This window comes from Nocardia carnea NBRC 14403 (genome assembly GCF_000308515.1).
Lineage (GTDB): Bacteria > Actinomycetota > Actinomycetes > Mycobacteriales > Mycobacteriaceae > Nocardia > Nocardia carnea.
Genome location: NZ_BAFV01000016.1, coordinates 1 through 16,565 on the forward strand (window position 1 = coordinate 1; position 16,565 = coordinate 16,565).

At 67.2% G+C, this 16,565-nt stretch carries 14 protein-coding genes, 2 tRNA genes and 1 pseudogene; 10 read left to right on the plus strand and 7 right to left on the minus strand.

From position 1 onward, the window contains the following. A pseudogene (locus ON22_RS37490) lies at window positions 1-356 on the minus strand (hypothetical protein); the annotation flags it as partial. A 775-nt stretch (window positions 357-1,131) separates the two neighbouring features. On the opposite strand from ON22_RS37490, the gene ON22_RS34400 reads away from it, so the two are divergent. The 7 genes from ON22_RS34400 to ON22_RS05140 all read left to right on the plus strand — a co-directional run bounded on the left by ON22_RS34400 (window position 1,132) and on the right by ON22_RS05140 (window position 8,726). Beyond that, window positions 1,132-2,640 carry a hypothetical protein gene (locus tag ON22_RS34400; RefSeq protein WP_051157177.1) on the plus strand — a complete coding sequence of 503 codons (1,509 nt, stop codon included), beginning with the start codon at window positions 1,132-1,134 and terminating at the stop codon, window positions 2,638-2,640. A gap of 31 nt (window positions 2,641-2,671) precedes the next feature. Next, entirely contained in the window at window positions 2,672-2,992 is a 321-nt protein-coding gene (locus tag ON22_RS05115; protein ID WP_156052480.1) for a hypothetical protein, read from the plus strand. Window positions 2,993-3,124: 132 nt separating this feature from the next. Continuing rightward, window positions 3,125-3,604 (plus strand): YbaB/EbfC family nucleoid-associated protein, encoded by a 480-nt coding sequence (locus ON22_RS05120; RefSeq protein WP_033247496.1) that lies wholly within the window; start codon window positions 3,125-3,127, stop codon window positions 3,602-3,604. Between the two features lie 86 nt (window positions 3,605-3,690). After that, a complete protein-coding gene (locus tag ON22_RS36535; RefSeq protein ID WP_051743148.1) occupies window positions 3,691-6,288 on the plus strand; it encodes a WXG100 family type VII secretion target in 2,598 nt (865 codons plus the stop codon). Then, on the plus strand, window positions 6,285-7,079 hold the full coding sequence (locus ON22_RS05130) for an ESX secretion-associated protein EspG (RefSeq protein WP_033247495.1): 795 nt from the start codon (window positions 6,285-6,287) through the stop codon (window positions 7,077-7,079). Before ON22_RS36535 ends, ON22_RS05130 begins: the two co-directional genes overlap by 4 nt. A 41-nt stretch (window positions 7,080-7,120) precedes the next feature. After that, a complete protein-coding gene (locus ON22_RS05135; RefSeq protein WP_033247494.1) occupies window positions 7,121-7,843 on the plus strand; it encodes an ESX secretion-associated protein EspG in 723 nt (240 codons plus the stop codon). Window positions 7,844-7,949: 106 nt separating this feature from the next. Continuing rightward, complete coding sequence (locus tag ON22_RS05140; RefSeq protein ID WP_033247493.1) at window positions 7,950-8,726, plus strand: enoyl-CoA hydratase; 777 nt, start codon at window positions 7,950-7,952, stop codon at window positions 8,724-8,726. A 9-nt stretch (window positions 8,727-8,735) separates the two neighbouring features. Here the strand turns inward: ON22_RS05140 and ON22_RS05145 are convergent, their stop codons facing one another. Both ON22_RS05145 and ON22_RS05150 read right to left on the minus strand, forming a co-directional pair. After that, window positions 8,736-9,782, minus strand: a complete 1,047-nt coding sequence (locus ON22_RS05145) for an Hsp70 family protein (RefSeq protein ID WP_081595349.1) — start codon at window positions 9,780-9,782, stop codon at window positions 8,736-8,738. Window positions 9,783-9,946: 164 nt separating this feature from the next. After that, window positions 9,947-10,489 carry a MarR family winged helix-turn-helix transcriptional regulator gene (locus tag ON22_RS05150; RefSeq protein ID WP_033247535.1) on the minus strand — a complete coding sequence of 181 codons (543 nt, stop codon included), beginning with the start codon at window positions 10,487-10,489 and terminating at the stop codon, window positions 9,947-9,949. Between the two features lie 186 nt (window positions 10,490-10,675). Between ON22_RS05150 and ON22_RS05155 the strand changes: the two genes are divergently transcribed. After that, window positions 10,676-10,747, plus strand: a tRNA-Cys gene (locus ON22_RS05155). Window positions 10,748-10,795: 48 nt separating this feature from the next. On the opposite strand, the gene ON22_RS05160 is transcribed toward ON22_RS05155, so the two are convergent. After that, a complete protein-coding gene (locus ON22_RS05160) occupies window positions 10,796-12,217 on the minus strand; it encodes a metallophosphoesterase (protein ID WP_033247492.1) in 1,422 nt (473 codons plus the stop codon). Window positions 12,218-12,344: 127 nt separating this feature from the next. Here ON22_RS05160 and ON22_RS05165 point away from each other — a divergent pair, with 127 nt between their 5' ends. Further along, window positions 12,345-12,731: a nitroreductase family deazaflavin-dependent oxidoreductase gene (locus ON22_RS05165; protein ID WP_033247534.1), complete on the plus strand. Its 387-nt coding sequence runs from the start codon at window positions 12,345-12,347 to the stop codon at window positions 12,729-12,731. A 189-nt stretch (window positions 12,732-12,920) separates the two neighbouring features. Here ON22_RS05165 and ON22_RS05170 read toward each other — a convergent pair. The 3 genes from ON22_RS05170 to ON22_RS05180 all read right to left on the minus strand — a co-directional run bounded on the left by ON22_RS05170 (window position 12,921) and on the right by ON22_RS05180 (window position 14,765). After that, a tRNA-Arg gene (locus ON22_RS05170) sits at window positions 12,921-12,993 on the minus strand. Between the two features lie 93 nt (window positions 12,994-13,086). Continuing rightward, window positions 13,087-13,794 (minus strand): DUF305 domain-containing protein, encoded by a 708-nt coding sequence (locus ON22_RS05175; RefSeq protein WP_033247491.1) that lies wholly within the window; start codon window positions 13,792-13,794, stop codon window positions 13,087-13,089. Continuing rightward, window positions 13,794-14,765, minus strand: coding sequence for a thioredoxin-like domain-containing protein (locus ON22_RS05180; RefSeq protein WP_033247490.1), 972 nt, complete (start codon window positions 14,763-14,765; stop codon window positions 13,794-13,796). Before ON22_RS05180 ends, ON22_RS05175 begins: the two co-directional genes overlap by 1 nt. Before the next feature lie 92 nt (window positions 14,766-14,857). Here ON22_RS05180 and argS point away from each other — a divergent pair, with 92 nt between their 5' ends. After that, a complete protein-coding gene (gene argS, locus ON22_RS05185) occupies window positions 14,858-16,516 on the plus strand; it encodes an arginine--tRNA ligase (protein WP_033247489.1) in 1,659 nt (552 codons plus the stop codon). Window positions 16,517-16,565 lie beyond the last annotated feature (49 nt).

The window sequence follows — 16,565 nt, forward strand, 5'->3', positions numbered from 1 at the left end:
CCGGTGGGCACGCCGGCTGTGTCGGTGGGTGGTCCGCCTGGTACGCCGGTGGGTACGCCGCCGGGTTCGCCGGCTGTGTCGGTGGGTGGTCCGCCTGGTACGCCGCCGGGTTCGCCGGCGCCGTCGGTGGGTGGTCCGGTGGGTTCGGCTCCGCCGGGTACGCCGCCCGGTTCGCCGCCGGCTGCGTCGGTGGGTGGTCCGCCGGGTTCGCCCCCCGGTACGCCGCCCGGTTCGCCGGCCGCGTCGGTGGGTGGTCCGGTGGGTGTGACTTCGCCGGGTACGCCGCCGGGGACGGTTGCGCCGCCGGGGACGCCGATTGCACCGGGCGCGCCCGCGGCGACATCGATGGGTGGCACTGTTGGGGGGAGTGCTGCGGGCAGTGCTGGTAACGGCGCTGCCGGCGGTGGGAACGCCGCCAGCGGTGGCTTCGGGGGTTCGGCGGCGACTTCGCCGCCCGGTACACCGGTAGGGACTCCGCCGACTGCATCTGTGGGGTCGCCGCCAGGCGGTGCCTCGAGCGGTGGCGCTCCCGGCGGTAGCAGTGCCGCCGGTGCCGGCGCACCGGGTGCTGGTGGTGGAACCGGAACCAATGTGGGCCGCGCCGAAACCTCTGGCGGCGCTCCTGAAATCGTGAGTCCGCGGCCGGTGCGCCCCTGGGAGAGGATGCCGCAAGCTCAGTGGTTCACAGCGAGCGAGGGAACGGCCGGTTTCCGGGGTGATCCCGCGGCTGCCCCGCCGCCTCGTTCGGTGTCTCCGTTGTCGGATCCCGGTGTGCCGGCTACTCCGCGTTCGGTGTCGCCGTTGTCGGCGGAGGGTGGTTCGCGGTCGCCGTCGCCGGGTGTTGTGGAGCCTGGTGGGCCGCCGCCGTCGCCGTCCTCTTCGGGGGGCTCTGTGGGGCCGTCGCGTTCGGGGTTGCCGGTGTCGCGTTCGGTGTCTCCGTTGTCGGATCCTGGGGCGCCGTTCACTCCGCATCCGGTGTCGCCGTTGTCGGCCGAGGGGGGTCTTGCGGCTACTCCGCCGTCGCCTTCGGTGTCTCCCTTGTCGGATCCCGGTGTGCCGGCTACTCCGCGTTCGGTGTCGCCGTTGTCGGCGGAGGGAGGTGTGCGGTCGCCGTCACCGCGTCCGGAGGATGTGGCGTTGCCGCCATCGCGGCCGGCCAGCCCCGATGGTGCGGATTCGGCTTCATCGGTCCGGGACAGTGACGGCCGTTCGTCGACCGGCCGGGATCCGGACGCTGCACCACCGCGCCGGCTGTTGCGGCCGGATCGGGACCAGCAGATCGCACATCAACGGTGGCTGGACGAGCAGGTACAACAGTTGCGGCAGCACCGGGACGAAGTCCAGCAGCAGCAGGAATGGCAGGCGCAGCTGGATCTGTTGCGTGCGCTGGACAGCCAGGAGTCCTCGCCGGGGCAGCGCGAACTACAGCGGCAGGAAACGCAGGCGGACAACCTGCGCGAGCAGATCCAGCAGCAGGAACAGCGGGTCGAGCAACGGCAGCAGCAGGTGGATCTGCTGGCGGCGCTGGATGGTGGGAATACCCCGGCCGGGGAACGGCCCCGGGTGCAGGAGCAGTTGGCCGAACAGCGGGAACAGCTGAACCGGGAGAACGCCGATCTGCGGCGCCTGCAGGCCGAGCAGAATGAGCGGCAAGAGGATATGGACCGGCTGCGGCGGCAGATTGCTCGGGAGCAATGGCTGGATTCCCAGCTGGCGCTGTTGCGCGATCTCGACCATACGCCCCCTCAGGACCATCACGCGATGCGGATCGAGGCCGGCAGGTTACAGCGCGAGCAGGACAGCATACGGCAGGACCAGCTCGACCGGATGCCGCCCGAGCATCAGCAATTCGAGCAGCAGATGCAGCTGGACCGGGAGCAACGCCAGGCGGCCGTCGCCGATCTGCGTGACCGGCTGGACCGCTCGCTCCAGGAGCAGTGGGACAGGGTGCCACCGCCCCTGCGGGTACTGGAGGATCGGTCCCAGCCACCGCAGATGTGGCAGGTACTGGGGCTGGAACAGAACTCGGTGGCGCATTATCAGGCGGCCCGCGCCTGGTTCACCGAGAACCGTGATCCGCATTTCATCGGCGAAGGGAAGGATCTGCGCGGTAAGCCGCGGCCGCAGCGCTGGCCGATGAAGGTGCCGTACCCGATCGACAAGTTCCAGGCCCCCGATATTCAAGGTGATTGGGTCCCCGACGGCGCGGTGCCCACTGGGGACTCGCCGGACGGCCGCCCACCGGAGGCCTCGCCCGGCACACCGCCGACGATCCATCCGGACGCCATTGTCGACCCGGATGCCGAGATCGGTTCGGATTCGTCGGTCGATGCCGGTGCGGTCGTGGGCGATCGCACGAAGGTGGGGGACGGTGCCACGGTGGGGAAGTCGGTCACCGTGGGTGTCGGTGTGGTGATCGATGACGGTGCGGTGATCGGCGAGGGGGTCGAGATCCACACCGGCGCAAAGGTCGGCGAGGGTGCTGTGGTGGGGAAGGGGGCTGTCATCCACGAAGGCGCGATCATCGAGCCGGGGGCGGTGGTGCCGGACGGTGCGATCGTGGGCCCCGGGGAGATATTCGAAAATACGGCGGACGAGCCGGGTGACTCTGATGTCGATAAACCGTTCACATTGACATGACCCGGCGGTGCCCGGGAGTGAGGAGATGATCATGGCCGACCGTATCGAGGTGGATCCGGACAAACTGGATATCGCCGCGGATTCGACCGAGGCTTTGGGCGAGAGCATCCTGAGCATCGGTGAACGGCTCCGCAACGACCTGGCCGGGCTGGAAGACGAATCGACGAGTCAGCCGTGGGGCGACGACTCGATGGGTTCGAAGTTCATCAACGGCGACAACGAAAACGGTTACGGCAGTTCGAAGCCGAACTTGCTGGACGGGGTGGACGCGATCGGTGGCACTTTCACCTCGTTCGCGGTGGGCCAGCGCGACGCTGCCAACCAGTTGCGCACGATGGACGGCCAGATCTGAGCTCGGGCCGGGTGGCGGGCAGTACACCGAATTTGCATGCGCGCCATCCGGAATTCAACATCTTGCGCTGTAATCCCCGGGGTGTGGTCTTTGTGGAGTCCACTCCCGGACCGGAAGGACTGAGGTAGCACCGTGGTGAACGACCGTCTGCAAGAAGATATGGCGACGATGCTGTCCGGCTTGAGCCATCAGATGCGCAGTATCGCGGAAGTGCAGAAGAAACGTTCCCTGCTCACTGCCACGGTTCTCGCCGAGGAGAAGCGGATCGAGGTGACGGTGAATGCCGATGGTCTGCTCATCGACACCAAGTTCGCCGATGACATTCTCGACCTGACCATGGACGAGATCGCGGCGGCGCTCACCAGGGCTGTCCAGGAGGCGGCGGCCGAGGTGCAGAAGAAGGCTCGCGCGTTGATGGATCCACTGCTCGAGCACAGGGAGTCGCTGCCCAAACTCTCCGAGATGGTCGACGGGGCACCCGATATGAGCGATGTGATTCCGCAGCCACCGGCGGCGCCGACCATGTCGCCGGATTCCCCCGATTGGCCGGGTAGCAAACCCGACGATCCCGATGACGAGTTGCCGCGGTCGCTGGTAGCGGACCGCGACTGATAACTGCGGCGCCACAGCGGGTTTCGGTCCTCGTAGGGCCGGTCTGCCGCTTCGCTGCCGTGCGCGATAGACGAAGGTGAACGCAGATGCCTCTCGAACCAGGAACTATCACGGACCTGACGGGTGCGGTGAGCGACGGCAGGCTGGAGTTCGATCCGGCCGACGCCTTGAAATCCGCCAACGCCGCGCGTGACCTGTACAACGATCTGATCGGCAAGGCGGACGCCGTGGTGACGGCGGGCCTGAACGATCTGGCCGTGTTCGGAACGCTCAATTCCGGTCGGGAGCTGGCAGAGGTCTTCAACGACAAGGCCGACCGGTTACAGATGGCGATCAACGAACACGCGAAGATCGCCCGTCAGTTGAGTGATCTCTTCGTGGCCGCCGGCAAGGCCTTCGACGACGCCGAGGACGCATCGTCGGAATCGTTCAAAGGCCTCAACAACTTCGAGTTCAAGGAGAACCCGGGAAAGTACTCCCCGTCCGGGGACGGGGACAAGATCGATGTGAACGAACCGATGGACCACTGGGTTCATGCAGGTCACAACAGTAAGGATCCGGACAAGCACGACGTTCCCTCCTTCATCAACGACTACCAGAACATCGATAATGGATCCGTCGTAACGGTCGAGAACAAGGATTCGGTGACCTTTCAGGAACTGTACGATCTCGGGCAGGCCATCGAACCCCAGCCGGTGATGGACGCGGCGACTACGTGGTACCACTTCGGCAAGGATCTCGATGCGACCCTGTCGAAGTTCGTCGACCAGATCGTGGTCTTGAACCGGTCCTGGGTCGGCCCGGCCGCCCAGAAGGCGGCCGATGCGATCACCGCCTACCAGGACAATATGGACCCGCTGTTCACTACGGTCAGCCAGATCAGCAAGCTGCTGAAGTTCACGGCGGAATGGCTGAACCATACGAAGAAATGGATGCCGCCGAATACCGATCGGCACGTCGGTTGTAACGATCGGCTCGACGACTACCGCGACGCGTTCGACAAGACGTACATCACCGGAATGAAGGCCACCGCAGAGAACATGCCGCTGCTGGACGGTCCGCTCACCAAGGACGAGGGACACGGCAAGGGCGGCGACGGCAGCGGTGACGGTAGCGGAGGCGGAAGTGGAAGTGGTGACGGTGGTGGAAGCGGTAGCGGCAGTGGAAGTGGAAGCGGCAGTGGAAGTGGAAGCGGCAGTGGAAGTGGAAGCGGCAGTGGAAGCGGCAGTGGAAGTGGAAGCGGCAGTGGAAGCGGTAGCGGTGACGGAAGCGGTAGTGGTAGTGGCTCCGGCACCTACGACGAAGGCTACGAGGATGGGTACGACGACGGTATAGCGGACGCCAAGGAGAAACTGGAGAATTCGGGCGCGGGCGCGGGTTCGGGCGACGGATACGGTGGCGGTTCGTTCGGTGGCACCGCGGGCGGCGGCGGCCCCACCGGTGCTGGGCGGGGCGCAGGCGGTTCGCCGGGTGGTGGTGGATCCAACCAGGGCTCGGGTGGCGGACCCAGCCCGATTCCGGTACCGCCACTCACCGACGGCACCGGTGGCGGCGGTGGCAGTCCGTCCAAGAGTTCTGTCCCCGGCGGCGGCAGCGGCGGCGGTTCGTCGAAACCCTCGCAGCAGGCCGGCGGTTCCGGTGGTGGCTCCGGTCAGCAAATGCCGGAGATCCCGGAGATCCCGTCGGTGGAGGATTTCCTGGGCAACGAGGGGTCGTCGGAGTTCGGCAACAAGAACGTCCCAGGGCTGCAGCCGGGAGAAAGCAACTACGGTCCGGGTTCGAGCCACAGTGGCGGTGGCGGCAGCCCCAAGATGCCGAAGTCTCCCACCGCGGCCGATGTCCTGAGCAAGCTCACCGGTATTCCGGCCGATCAGCTGCCGGACGCGCTGAAGGACCGAAAGATCACGGCCTCGGACGGTTCCGGGAAGCCCAGCCTGGCGGATGCGCTGTCGGAGATCACCGGTATCCCGCTGGACGAGATGCCGGAGGAGCTGAAGGATATCCCGCTCTCGTCGCTGTACGACGAGAATTCGCCCTTCGGCTCCGCCGATACCCTGTTCGGTGAGGACGAGGGCGGCGAGCTGGTCGGTGATCGTGGTTCCGATGATGGTGCGGGGCCTGGATCCAGTTCCGGAAGTAGCGGAGCGGGGGGCAGTAGCCAGGACCCGCTGGGGATTCTGTCCAATCTGCTCACCCAGGGCATCCAGGCGTTCACACAGCTCGGTAGCGGGCTTCCCGGGATGGACGAGCTCGCGCGGATGCTGGATCCCAGCCAACTGCAGCAGCATGTGCAGGACATGCTGAACCCGGCGCAGGAGAAGCTCGGTGAACTGGCGAACGCACTCGGTGGCGGTGGCGCCGGTGCGGGTGGTGGTCCTGGTGGTGCCGGTATTCCGGACGAGCCCACCGCGCCCTACCCGCAGCAGGGGTCGGCGCTGTTCCCCCGTGCCGCATTGGCGCCGGACGGCGAGCAGATTGCCGGGTACGGATCTGGCCCGGGCGGGTCACCGCACCACCCGGGCGGGCCGATGGGAGGTGCGCCCATGGGGGGTGCCCCCGGCGCGGGCGCCGGAAACGGCGGTCCCGGCAACGAGCACAAACCGGCGAAGTTCCTGCAAGGCCGGGAGAACCTGGATGATGTCTTCGATGTCCCCGATCGGGTGAAGCCGGTGATCGAACCGTGACCTGGGTTCTCACCGACCTGGAATTCAAGGTGCTGTGCGAGGAGCACGGTCTGCCCACGGTTCCGCATCCGTTCGACTTCACCAGCCGAATCCGGCTGGAGAACGATTACCTGATGGCGAAGGCGGTGGCCCGAGGCCGGCTGGCACACGATTTCGATGCCGATATCGACGAATTCGGACGGACACTGAGCAGGCCGGACGTCTATGTTGTCGCGCAATCGTGGACCGACAGCGATTTCGACGACCCCGCCGATCGAACCAAGGTGCTGGTGTTGCGCCGCGGAAGGCGCGGCTACATGATCTACCAGCAACCGGGGGAGACCAAGGAGCACAGTGCGGGTTTCGAGGTCGCGAACTGCTATCCCGACGGTTTGGGCGAAGCGGCACTCGTCCGGATGCCCCGGGTGGAATCCGGGCGGCAGCAGGATATTCCGGTGCCGCTCGCAGGTCCCGACGTGGAGTCCGGGTATGTACCGGGCGGTTCCCTGGTGTCCGACAACGACGAACTCGAGAACAACGATTCCTACCGTGCCGCGGAGTTCTTCGGTACCGCGGCGGCCCGTAGCGGGTATGTGCGAGTGCATCAGGGGCGATCGAAATTCGGTCCGCGGGGCAGGATCGATATGGGTATGCTCTGGCGTGATCTGCCTGGCGACGGCCGCTATGTGATCCCGATGAACCATCCGGCGCCGACAGCGACCGGCATGGGCACCGAGGAACTGACCGGGTGGATCGACGAACAGGTTTCACTGGTGATGTCCCGGCTGGAATGGAACCAGGAGAACGAGTGACGGCCGGTCCGCCTTGCCCGGGCTCCGGCAGCGTTGTGCCGATGCGGCTCCGCTGGAAGTTCACCGACCTGGAATTCAAGGTGCTCTGCGACGAGTACCGCCGCGGCCGCCTGCCCAAACCGTTCACCTTCACCAGCCGGATCCGTTCGGCCGTCGAGTATTCCGCCGAGTACGAGCGGGTGCGCCGGTCGCTGCTGGGTTCCGCGGATGCGGCCTTCGCGGCGATGGCCGGGGCATTGTCGCGGCCGGACGTGATCGTGGTGGCGCGGGGCTGGGACGAGCGTAATCCGCAGGATGCGCAATCGTGTACCTACGTGCACGCGGTGCGGCAGGATTCGCGATGTTATGTGCTCCGGCAGCAGATGGGTGAAACCACTGATCACAGTGTGGGTTTCGATATCGCCGAATGCTCCGCCCCGCAGCTGTCGGAGATCGTTGTGGGGTATTTGCCCGCGATGGGCGCGGGGGCCCGGCCGCAGTTCACAGTGGATTCCCATATCGGGGCGCCACCTGCCGCGAGCTTCTTCGGTACCGCCGCGACCGGAACCGGCTACCTGCGGATATTGCAGAGTCGATTGCACTTCCAGGTGCCCGGGGTTCTCCAGACCTCGGCGGTATGGCGTGACCTACCGGGTGACGGCCGGTACCTGATCCGCTCGGACGGTAGCCGCTCGACCGTCACGGGAATGGACCGGCAGCAGCTGTCCGGGTGGCTCGACGGCTGGATCGATCGGATCGTCGACCGGCTGGAAACCGGCGAATGACCGAGCATGCCCGGGCCGCGCGCGGGGTGGCCCGTCCCGACCGGTCGTGGCCCCCGAACGGTATCGTCACCGATATTCGTAACCGTTTCGACGAAGAGGATGTGCTGTGACCGACTTCGAGACGATTCTGCTGGAGCGTAAGGACAAGGTCGGCCTCATCACGCTGAACCGGCCCAAGGCGCTGAACGCACTGAACGCGCAGGTCCTCGACGATGTGGTCGCGGCCCTCGACGAACTCGAACGCGACGACGAGATCGGTGCGGTGGTGATCACCGGTTCCGACCGCGCGTTCGCCGCCGGTGCCGATATCAAGGAAATGCAGCCCAAGTCCTATATGGACATGTTCATGGACGACTACTTCGCACGGTGGGAGCGGCTGGCGCAGTTCCGCAAGCCGACCATTGCGGCCGTGGGCGGATACGCCCTGGGGGGCGGCTGTGAGCTGGCCATGATCTGCGATCTGCTGATCGCCGCCGATACCGCCAAGTTCGGGCAGCCGGAGATCAAGCTCGGCGTTATCCCGGGTATCGGTGGTTCGCAGCGGCTGACCCGCGCGATCGGTAAGGCCAAGGCCATGGACCTGGTGCTCACCGGCCGCAATATGGATGTCGAGGAAGCCGAACGCGCCGGGCTGGTATCGCGGATCGTGCCCGCCGCGGAACTGCTCGATACCGCGCTCGAGGTCGCCGCCACCATCGCGTCGATGTCGCTGCCGGTGGCCATGGTCGCCAAGGAAGCCGTGAACCGGTCCTTCGAAACCACCTTGAGCGAGGGGCTCCGGTTCGAGCGGCGGGTCTTCCACTCGTTGTTTGCCACCGCGGATCAGAAGGAAGGGATGGCGGCATTCGTGGACAAGCGGACCGCCGAATTCACCAACCGCTGAGCGTGCCCGTCAGGGCTCGGGTGGGGCGTCGAGAATATCGGTCGGCACGTAGGTGTCCCGGGCCGGCTGCGCCGTACCGTTCTGTGCGGTGAGCAGCCCGGCCACGGTGGCGCCGAGGCCGATGGTGACGGCCGCCGCCGCATACACCTTGCGCCGGCCGGTCACCGGTGGGCTCAGCGGCACCACCTGTCCGCCCGCGCGGATATGCGCGGTACGGGTTCCGGCGGCCGGCCGCTGGGCCGCGAACAGCAGCGCTCCGCGCGCCGAGACGTATTCCGGTTCCCGGTCGCAGACCAGCGGAAGGTCGAGCAGTTCGGCCAGCCGGGTGCGTAGCCCCGGGTTGCGGGCGCAGCCGCCGAGCAGGGCGAGGGTTTCGGCCGGGGTCTCGGATTGTTCGCTCACCCGCCGGATCAGGCCGGCGGCCTCCGCCAGGGGTTCGGCGCAGAGATCGGTGAGGTCGCTGCGGGTGATCACCGCGCGTTCGGCGGTGGCGGGATCGGCGGCGGTGACCACCCGGGCGCTGCTCAGTGCCTCCCGGTATCGGCCGGCGGCGGCCTCGTCGGTGAACACTCCCGCCCGGTCGAGCCATTCGCACAGCAGTTCGTCATAGGTGTCGCCGCCGAGGCCGGGGCAGTGGGCGGCGGCGATCACCGAATCGGTGCGGCAGTCCACCTGGGTCAGCGTGAGCCCGGATGACCCCAGGTCGAACAGCATCACCGAACCCGATACCGGTAGTTGTTCGGTGAACCGCAGGTACCGGAGCTGGGCCAGCGGTTCGTCCACCAGCGTGACCCGGCCGGTACCCAGGGCCTCGCCGACCAGTTCGACCTGCCGGTGGTCCCGGCACGTCACGGCGGCGCCGGTGATGTATTCGTCGCGATCGCGGGCCGCGGTATGCATCCGCCGGACAGCAGTGAGCACCGGGTCGATCAGGGGCACCCCGGCCGGGCGGGGGATATGGCAGTGGTCGATCGGCGGGAGGTGCGGTTGATCGGAATGGGTCAGCACCGCGCGCGCTCCCGAGGAGCCCACCGATACCCCGAGGACCAGCACCATAAACATATGGTGCGCTGTGTGGCCGGGGATGCCAAGCCGAATCACCGAGAAATTTGCTGATCGGGTGCCTGGCCGTTATTCGTTTGCTACCGACCGGGCGTACAAGGCCGACCGGTATGTTCTCGGCTAGTTGTTTGCCCGCCCGGTGCGCACCCCGCCGGATCTCAGGGTTCGTTCCAGCGGGCCGGTTCCTCACCGGTGTCGAAGTCGCCCGCGGTATGCCGGAACTCGGCCAGCAACTGCAGCAGCGTCCGTAACCGGTCCGGCGGGAGTTCCGGGCGGGCGAACACCCTGTCGTTGAGGTATTCGGTGGCCTCGGCGACCAGCGAACGCCCCGCGTCGGTGATCTCGATCAGGGTCGCGCGCCGATCGTTCGGGTGCGGCACCCGGTTCACCAGCCCAGCGGCCTCGAGCCGGTCCACCGAATTGGTCACGCTGGTCGGATGGACCTGCAACCGCGCGCTGGCCACCGCCATCGGCAGCGCCCCGGTGGTGCTGAAGTTCAGCAACTGCAGCAGTTCGTAGCGCGAGAAGGTGAGCCCGGTGGGCCGCAACGCCTCGTCCACCCGGGCCATCACGATCTGCTGGGCGCGGACCAGCGAGGTCACCGCCGCCATCCCGTCGGCGACCGCCCCCCAGCCGTGGCCGACCCATTGACGATGGGCCTCCTGTATCGGGTCCAGTGGTAGCGGCCGGGGACGAGACATGTGTTCGATCATCGCACGGCGGCCCGGTATCCGACCCCACAGCGCGGCCCGGCACGCTTGCGCGGCACGACGTTGTCCGGCCCGGATTTCGCGCTACTTGATCGTGGGCCGCGCGACCCGATTGCGATCCGGGTGATCCGAACCCTGGCTCGCCACGCCGCGTACCGGCGATGATCACCTGGTCACGCGGGCGTGGCTGAGTGGTTGAGGCAACGGTCTGCAAAGCCGTTCACGCGGGTTCGATTCCCGCCGCTCGCTCGATTTGCCTACCGGGGCCGGGTTCGTGCCCCGGCTCCGGTGGAGGTATCAGCGCAAACCCGAGAAATCGCGCAACACAACGTGATTGCGGTCGGCAAAAGTGCCCAGAGCGTAATCGGGAAGCAATCCGAAGTACTCGCCGCGGGTCAGTGTGCTCCAGCGGCGGGCGTCCGGGGTACGGGTTTTGTAGAAGTTCACCGTGTACCCGCCCTCGTAGATCCGCAGCAGGCTGTAACCGCCGGGGTACTCCTTGACTGCCGCGACCTCCAGGAATTCGACCGCGCAGGCGGTATCGGACCGGGTGCGGCGGGTGCGGTGCGTATGGCCACTGTGCTGCAGGAATACGCCGGGCGCCTTTTCGTACAGTTGCTGGAGGCGCAGGGCGTGGTCGCGGTCCAGGATGAAACCGGGCCCGCCGGTATTGGTCAGTCCCGCCTCCGCGGTAACCGGGTGGTGACCGAAAACGATTGTGGGGCGGTCGGGTTCGCTGTGCAGCAATTCGCTCACCCGGTCGAACTGCGGAGGGTCGAGCACCCCGCCGGACCCGTCGAGCGCGCTTGTGTCGAGACCGAGCAGCCGCAGGCCGCCCAGTTCGTATTCGACAAGCTGTTGCCGCGGCCCGAAAACATCGCTCCAGCAATCGTGGTGCTCGCCGGTACCGGGAACGGCGGGGCAACCGGCGTATTCACTGCCCGTATGCGGGCGGTCGTGGTTTCCGCGCACGGCGAGGTAGTCGGTGCCCGCGCTGCCCCAGCGGTCGAGCCGGTCGCGTACGGCGCGCAGGTCCTCGGGTGCGGCCTCGGCACTCAGGTCGCCGGCCAGCAGCAGGGTGGCGGCGCCACGATCGGCGCGGCGCAGATCGTCGAGCAGGGCATCCAGCATGACCTGCGGGTACGGCGGCAGACTCGGCTCCTGCCGGAAGCCGGGCGGTAGATCGCCCACCATCAAACCGCTGACGGTCTCGCCGTAGTGGATATCGTTGGCCAAGGCCAGGGTTCGCAACAGCCTGCCGGGCGGGGGGACGAGGGTGGTGAAGGTGCCGGTTGTTTCCGGGGTACCAGGTAGGCCCGTGGCCGCCGAAACCGCCGGTGTCGCCCGTACTCCGGCGGTGCGGGCTTCGAACCGGTATGTACGCCCCGGTTCGAGACCGTCGATCTGCGCGTAGTGGAACGGGGTCGTGCCGTCCGAGCCCCAGACCTGCCGGGGTGGCCGCGAACTGTCGGCGGGAGCCAGCCACACCTCGCCGTCGGCGGGCACCGGAACCGGCCGGCCCGCCGCATCGGGTGCCCGGCCGGTCCAGGTGAGCACCGCGGCGTTATCGGTCACCGTGACGACTTCGAGGTCGGTGGCGAGAACCCGGCCCGGCTGTGCGATGGCCCGACCGGCCACGGGCAGCAGTGCGGCCAGACCGAGTGCACCCAGTACGGTGCGACGCGACGGGCCGCAGCAGCTCGTCAATGTTCTCTCCATTCCCCGCGTATATCAGGTCCCCTCGATACCACCGGAACCCTATGACAAAGACCCGGCCGATGCCGGGTGCGTGCCGGGTTGCGAACCCGTCAGGAATCGAGAAGCAGTGGTGTGGTTCCAGCGGAAGATGAACGCGCGGACCGCCGGCAAGATCCGCCGGAAGGGCGGTAAGTACCTGGGGATGGATCTGCTGATCCTGCACACGGTCGGCCGCCGGAGCGGGGAACCACGGGAAACGCCGATCACCTGGTTCGCCGATGACGCCGGCTGGCTGGTGGTCGCGTCGGGTGGCGGCAAACGGGATCCCGATTGGTATGTGAACCTGATGGCTCATCCCGAGCAGGCAGCTGTCGAAGTGCACAGCAGCCCGGCCGTCCCGGTGAGGCCGCACCATCTCGCCGGCGACGACCGGGCCCAGGCCTGGCAGCGAATCATCGGGCAGCAGCCGCGTTATGCGAAGTACCAGCAGAAATCGGCTCGGGAATACCCGGTCGTCCGGCTGGCTCGGCGGTGAGCTGGGTCTTGCCGCCCGGCAATGCCGCGGGCGGGCTGATGTCCCCGCCCGGATCTACACCATTCCCCGGACGAAGCGCTTCGAGCGGCGGCGAGGATATCGGGGCGAGGTTGTGACACTCAGGCCGGCTGAGGCTGCAAACGAGAAAAGCTCCCGACCGGAATTGCCCGGTCGGGAGCTTCTTGGGTGTGCCCTCGGCAGGAATCGAACCTGCGGCCTTCTGCTCCGGAGGCAGACGCTCTATCCCCTGAGCTACGAGGGCGGGGATCCACCCGAAGGTCCGGAAGTCCGGTCGATCGGGCGGACCACAGCGTAACGCATCAGCCGCGGTAGGGCCAAAACGCGTGGTGGCGACTCACCCGAACGGTAGCGGGCGGGCGCCGCGGTCGGCGAGCATCTTGGTCATCAACCGGGATTCGCCTTCCTGGGCGGGCAGCATCTGACCGGCGAGTGTTGTGATCTCCGTGGTCTCGGCGTGTTCGGCGCCGTATTCGAGCATCGGGACCCCGCCCTGGTGGTGTCGCAGCATCAGCTGGAGGAACAGGGTGTCCAGCTGCGCGCCCCGGGCGGCGCGGAGCTGCCGGAGTTCGTCGGTTGTGGCCATACCCGGCATCGCGGCCATCCCCGCGCCGCTGTGGTCGTGGCCGTCACCGCCGTGCTCTTCCTGCGGCATCCACGTCATATGCCCGCCGGTGGCGCTCGCCGGTGCATCCCACATCTGCAGCCAGCCCTGCATCCGTCCGATCTGGCCCTGCTGGGTGGTGAGGATGTCGAAGGCCAGCCGCCGGATATCGGGGTCGGTGGAACCGTTGAGCGCGATACCGGACATCTCCACGGCCTGCGCGTGATGGGCCGACATATCCTGCGCGAACCCGATATCCACCGGCCCGGCCGGACTGGCGTCGCCGGTGGTGTCCGGCGCCAGCAGGACACCGGCGCCGAACCCGGCCACGAGCAGGGCGATCGCACCGATGATCAGCAGCGGGACGCGTTGCGCGCGCACCTGTGCGCGCCAGCCGCGCGCCGGCTGCACGTCGTCCGCGGCGGTCCCGGCGTCCGGCATTACTGCCCGGCTCCGGGCGCCGGCTGTGCACCCGCCGGCGCCTGCTGCTGTTGCGGCAGGGTGCCCGGCATCCCCGGGATGGCCGGAATACCACCGGGCAGTCCACCGGGCAGCCCGCCCGGTGCGCCGCCCATTTCGCTCAGGTCGGGCTGGATACCGCCACCGTCCATCGGCACCGCGTCGGGACCCGGCTCGCTCGGGTCGTAGGCCGGCGGGTTCTCCGTACCGAAGGTCGGGTTGGAACAGCTGGCGCCGACCTCCGGGTAGGCGTAGTTGTTCAGGCGCAGTGCTGTGACGAACTGGCCGATCCGCTCGTCATCGGCGTTCGGCACGGTGAGCTGGTGGCCCCACGACTGCAGCGAGATGGGCGCTTCCTGATCGGGGTACGGGGACATGAGCATGTACTGCTCACCGTCGACCCACGCCTCCAGCGTGTCGACACCGTCCTCGTCGACCTTCTCGGGGTTGTAGGTGATCCACACCGCGCCGTGTTCCAGCGAGTGGATGGCGTTCTCCTCGCGGATCGCGGTGTCGTAGACGGCGCCCATACAGTCGGCCCAGGACGCGTCGTGCGGGCCGCCGTACGCCGGGGTCTTGTCGTAGGCGACGCGCTGGGTGGCGTCGACATGCAGACCCGCCGGGTACTCCTGGATCGCCACGCCCTGGATCTGCGTGGAGGGGTCCTGGTTCTGCTCGGTCGGCGCGAACTGCTGTCCCAGCGATTCGCGCAGCTGCCGGACGTGCTCCTGCCGTTCCCGTAGCGCGGCCTGCTCCTGATATTTCGGGAGCAGGCTCGCCGCGAGCGCCCCGACGAGCGCGACGAGCACCACGACAGCGCCCACCGTGAGCCACGGGATGCGCTGCATGAGCGGTGGTTTGTTCCCTTTTTTACCCCCACCCGCCCGGGCAGGTGCTACTTTGCCCGCTGCCTTGACGGCTTTCGCCGATTTGGCGCTGGTCCTGTTCGGCATACCGGTCCTAGCTCTTTCCCACGTGATGAACAGTGCATTGCTGCGGTGCCCACTCGCGGCGCGCACCCACTCGGACCATAGGATAGAGACTCGTGACTCCAGCCGACCTTGCAGATCTCCTTCACGCGACGGCCGCGAAGGTACTCGCCGAACGCGGACTGGACCCCGCGGTCCTGCCCGACAAGGTCGATGTGGAGCGTCCGCGTAATCCCGAACACGGTGACTACAGCACGAATGTGGCGATGCGGGTCGCCAAAAAAGCGGGTACGAATCCGCGTGAGCTGGCGGGCTGGCTGGCCGAAGCGCTCGGCGATACGTCCGGCGTGGCGAGCGCGGAAGTGGCGGGTCCGGGCTTCCTGAACATCCGGCTGGCGGCGTCGGCGCAGGGCGTGATCCTGCAACAGGTGCTGACCGCCGGTGTGAATTACGGCACCGCGGACGCCCTGGCCGGTACCAAGATCAATCTGGAGTTCGTCTCCGCGAACCCGACCGGTCCCGTACATCTCGGTGGTACGCGCTGGGCGGCCGTCGGCGACGCATTGGGTCGTATTCTCGCCGCGCAGGGCGCCGAGGTCACCCGCGAGTACTACTTCAACGATCACGGTGCGCAGATCACCCGGTTCGCCGAATCGCTGGTCGCGGCCGCCACCGGCGCGCCGACACCGGAGAACGGGTACGCGGGCGCCTATATCGCCGAAATCGCCGACCAGGTCATTGCCGCGCATCCCGGTGTACTCGACCTCGACCCGGAACGGCGTATCGAACTGTTCCGCGCCGAGGGCGTGGAGCTCATGTTCGCCCATATCAAGAGAACGCTGCACGAATTCGGGACCGATTTCGATGTGTATTTCAACGAGAGTTCGCTGTTCGCCTCGGGCGCGGTGGAACGCGCGGTGGAAACGCTGAAGAATTCCGGCGACCTGTACTCGAAGGACGGCGCCTGGTGGATCAAGAGCTCCGAATACGGTGACGATCAGGACCGGGTGGTCATCAAGAGCGACGGCCATGCCGCCTATATCGCCGGCGATATCGCGTATCTGCAGGACAAGCGCTCGCGCGGCTTCGACCTGTGCATCTATATGCTCGGCGCCGACCATCACGGTTATATCGGGCGTCTGAAGGCGGCCGCCGCGGCGTTCGGCGACGACCCCGACAGTGTCGAGGTGCTCATCGGGCAGATGGTGAACCTGCTGCGCGACGGTATCGCGGTGCGGATGAGTAAACGCGCCGGCACCGTGGTCACCCTGGACGACCTGGTGGAGGCCATCGGCGTGGACGCCGCCCGCTATTCGCTGGTGCGCAGTTCGGTGAACTCGAGTATCGATATCGACCTGGACCTGTGGACGAAACAGGAAAGCGTCAACCCGGTCTACTACGTGCAGTACGCGCACGCCCGCGCGGCGTCGATCGCCCGCAATGCCGCCGAATTCGAATACGACAAGGTGGCACCGGATTTCGCGCTGCTGGACTCCGATCTCGAAGGCGCGCTCATCCGAACCCTCGGTGAGTTCCCCCGGGTGGTGGCGAGCGCAGCGACCCTGCGGGAACCGCATCGCATCGCCCGCTACCTGGAGGAATTGGCCGGCGCCTACCATCCGTTCCAGTCCAACAAGGCCCTGCGGGTGCTGCCGATGGGCGACGAACCCGTGAGCCCAGTCAACGCCGCCCGGCTGGTCCTGGCCAACGCCACCCGGCAGGTACTCGCCAACGGGCTGGCCCTGCTCGGCGTCACCGCACCGGAGCGGATGTGACCACCACCCACCATCGCAACGACCGACTGTTCCGGCAGTGGGTGAGGAA

Bases quoted from the DNA above. Each gene is read 5' to 3' on its own strand.
- ON22_RS05115 (WP_156052480.1), top strand. From the start codon at position 2,672: ATGGCCGACCGTATCGAGGTGGATCCGGACAAACTGGATATCGCCGCG.
- ON22_RS36535 (WP_051743148.1), top strand. From the start codon at position 3,691: ATGCCTCTCGAACCAGGAACTATCACGGACCTGACGGGTGCGGTGAGC.
- ON22_RS05135 (WP_033247494.1), top strand. From the start codon at position 7,121: ATGCGGCTCCGCTGGAAGTTCACCGACCTGGAATTCAAGGTGCTCTGC.
- ON22_RS05145 (WP_081595349.1), bottom strand. From the start codon at position 9,782: ATGGTGCTGGTCCTCGGGGTATCGGTGGGCTCCTCGGGAGCGCGCGCG.
- ON22_RS05150 (WP_033247535.1), bottom strand. From the start codon at position 10,489: ATGTCTCGTCCCCGGCCGCTACCACTGGACCCGATACAGGAGGCCCAT.
- ON22_RS05160 (WP_033247492.1), bottom strand. From the start codon at position 12,217: ATGGAGAGAACATTGACGAGCTGCTGCGGCCCGTCGCGTCGCACCGTA.
- ON22_RS05165 (WP_033247534.1), top strand. From the start codon at position 12,345: ATGAACGCGCGGACCGCCGGCAAGATCCGCCGGAAGGGCGGTAAGTAC.
- ON22_RS05175 (WP_033247491.1), bottom strand. From the start codon at position 13,794: ATGCCGGACGCCGGGACCGCCGCGGACGACGTGCAGCCGGCGCGCGGC.
- ON22_RS05180 (WP_033247490.1), bottom strand. From the start codon at position 14,765: ATGCCGAACAGGACCAGCGCCAAATCGGCGAAAGCCGTCAAGGCAGCG.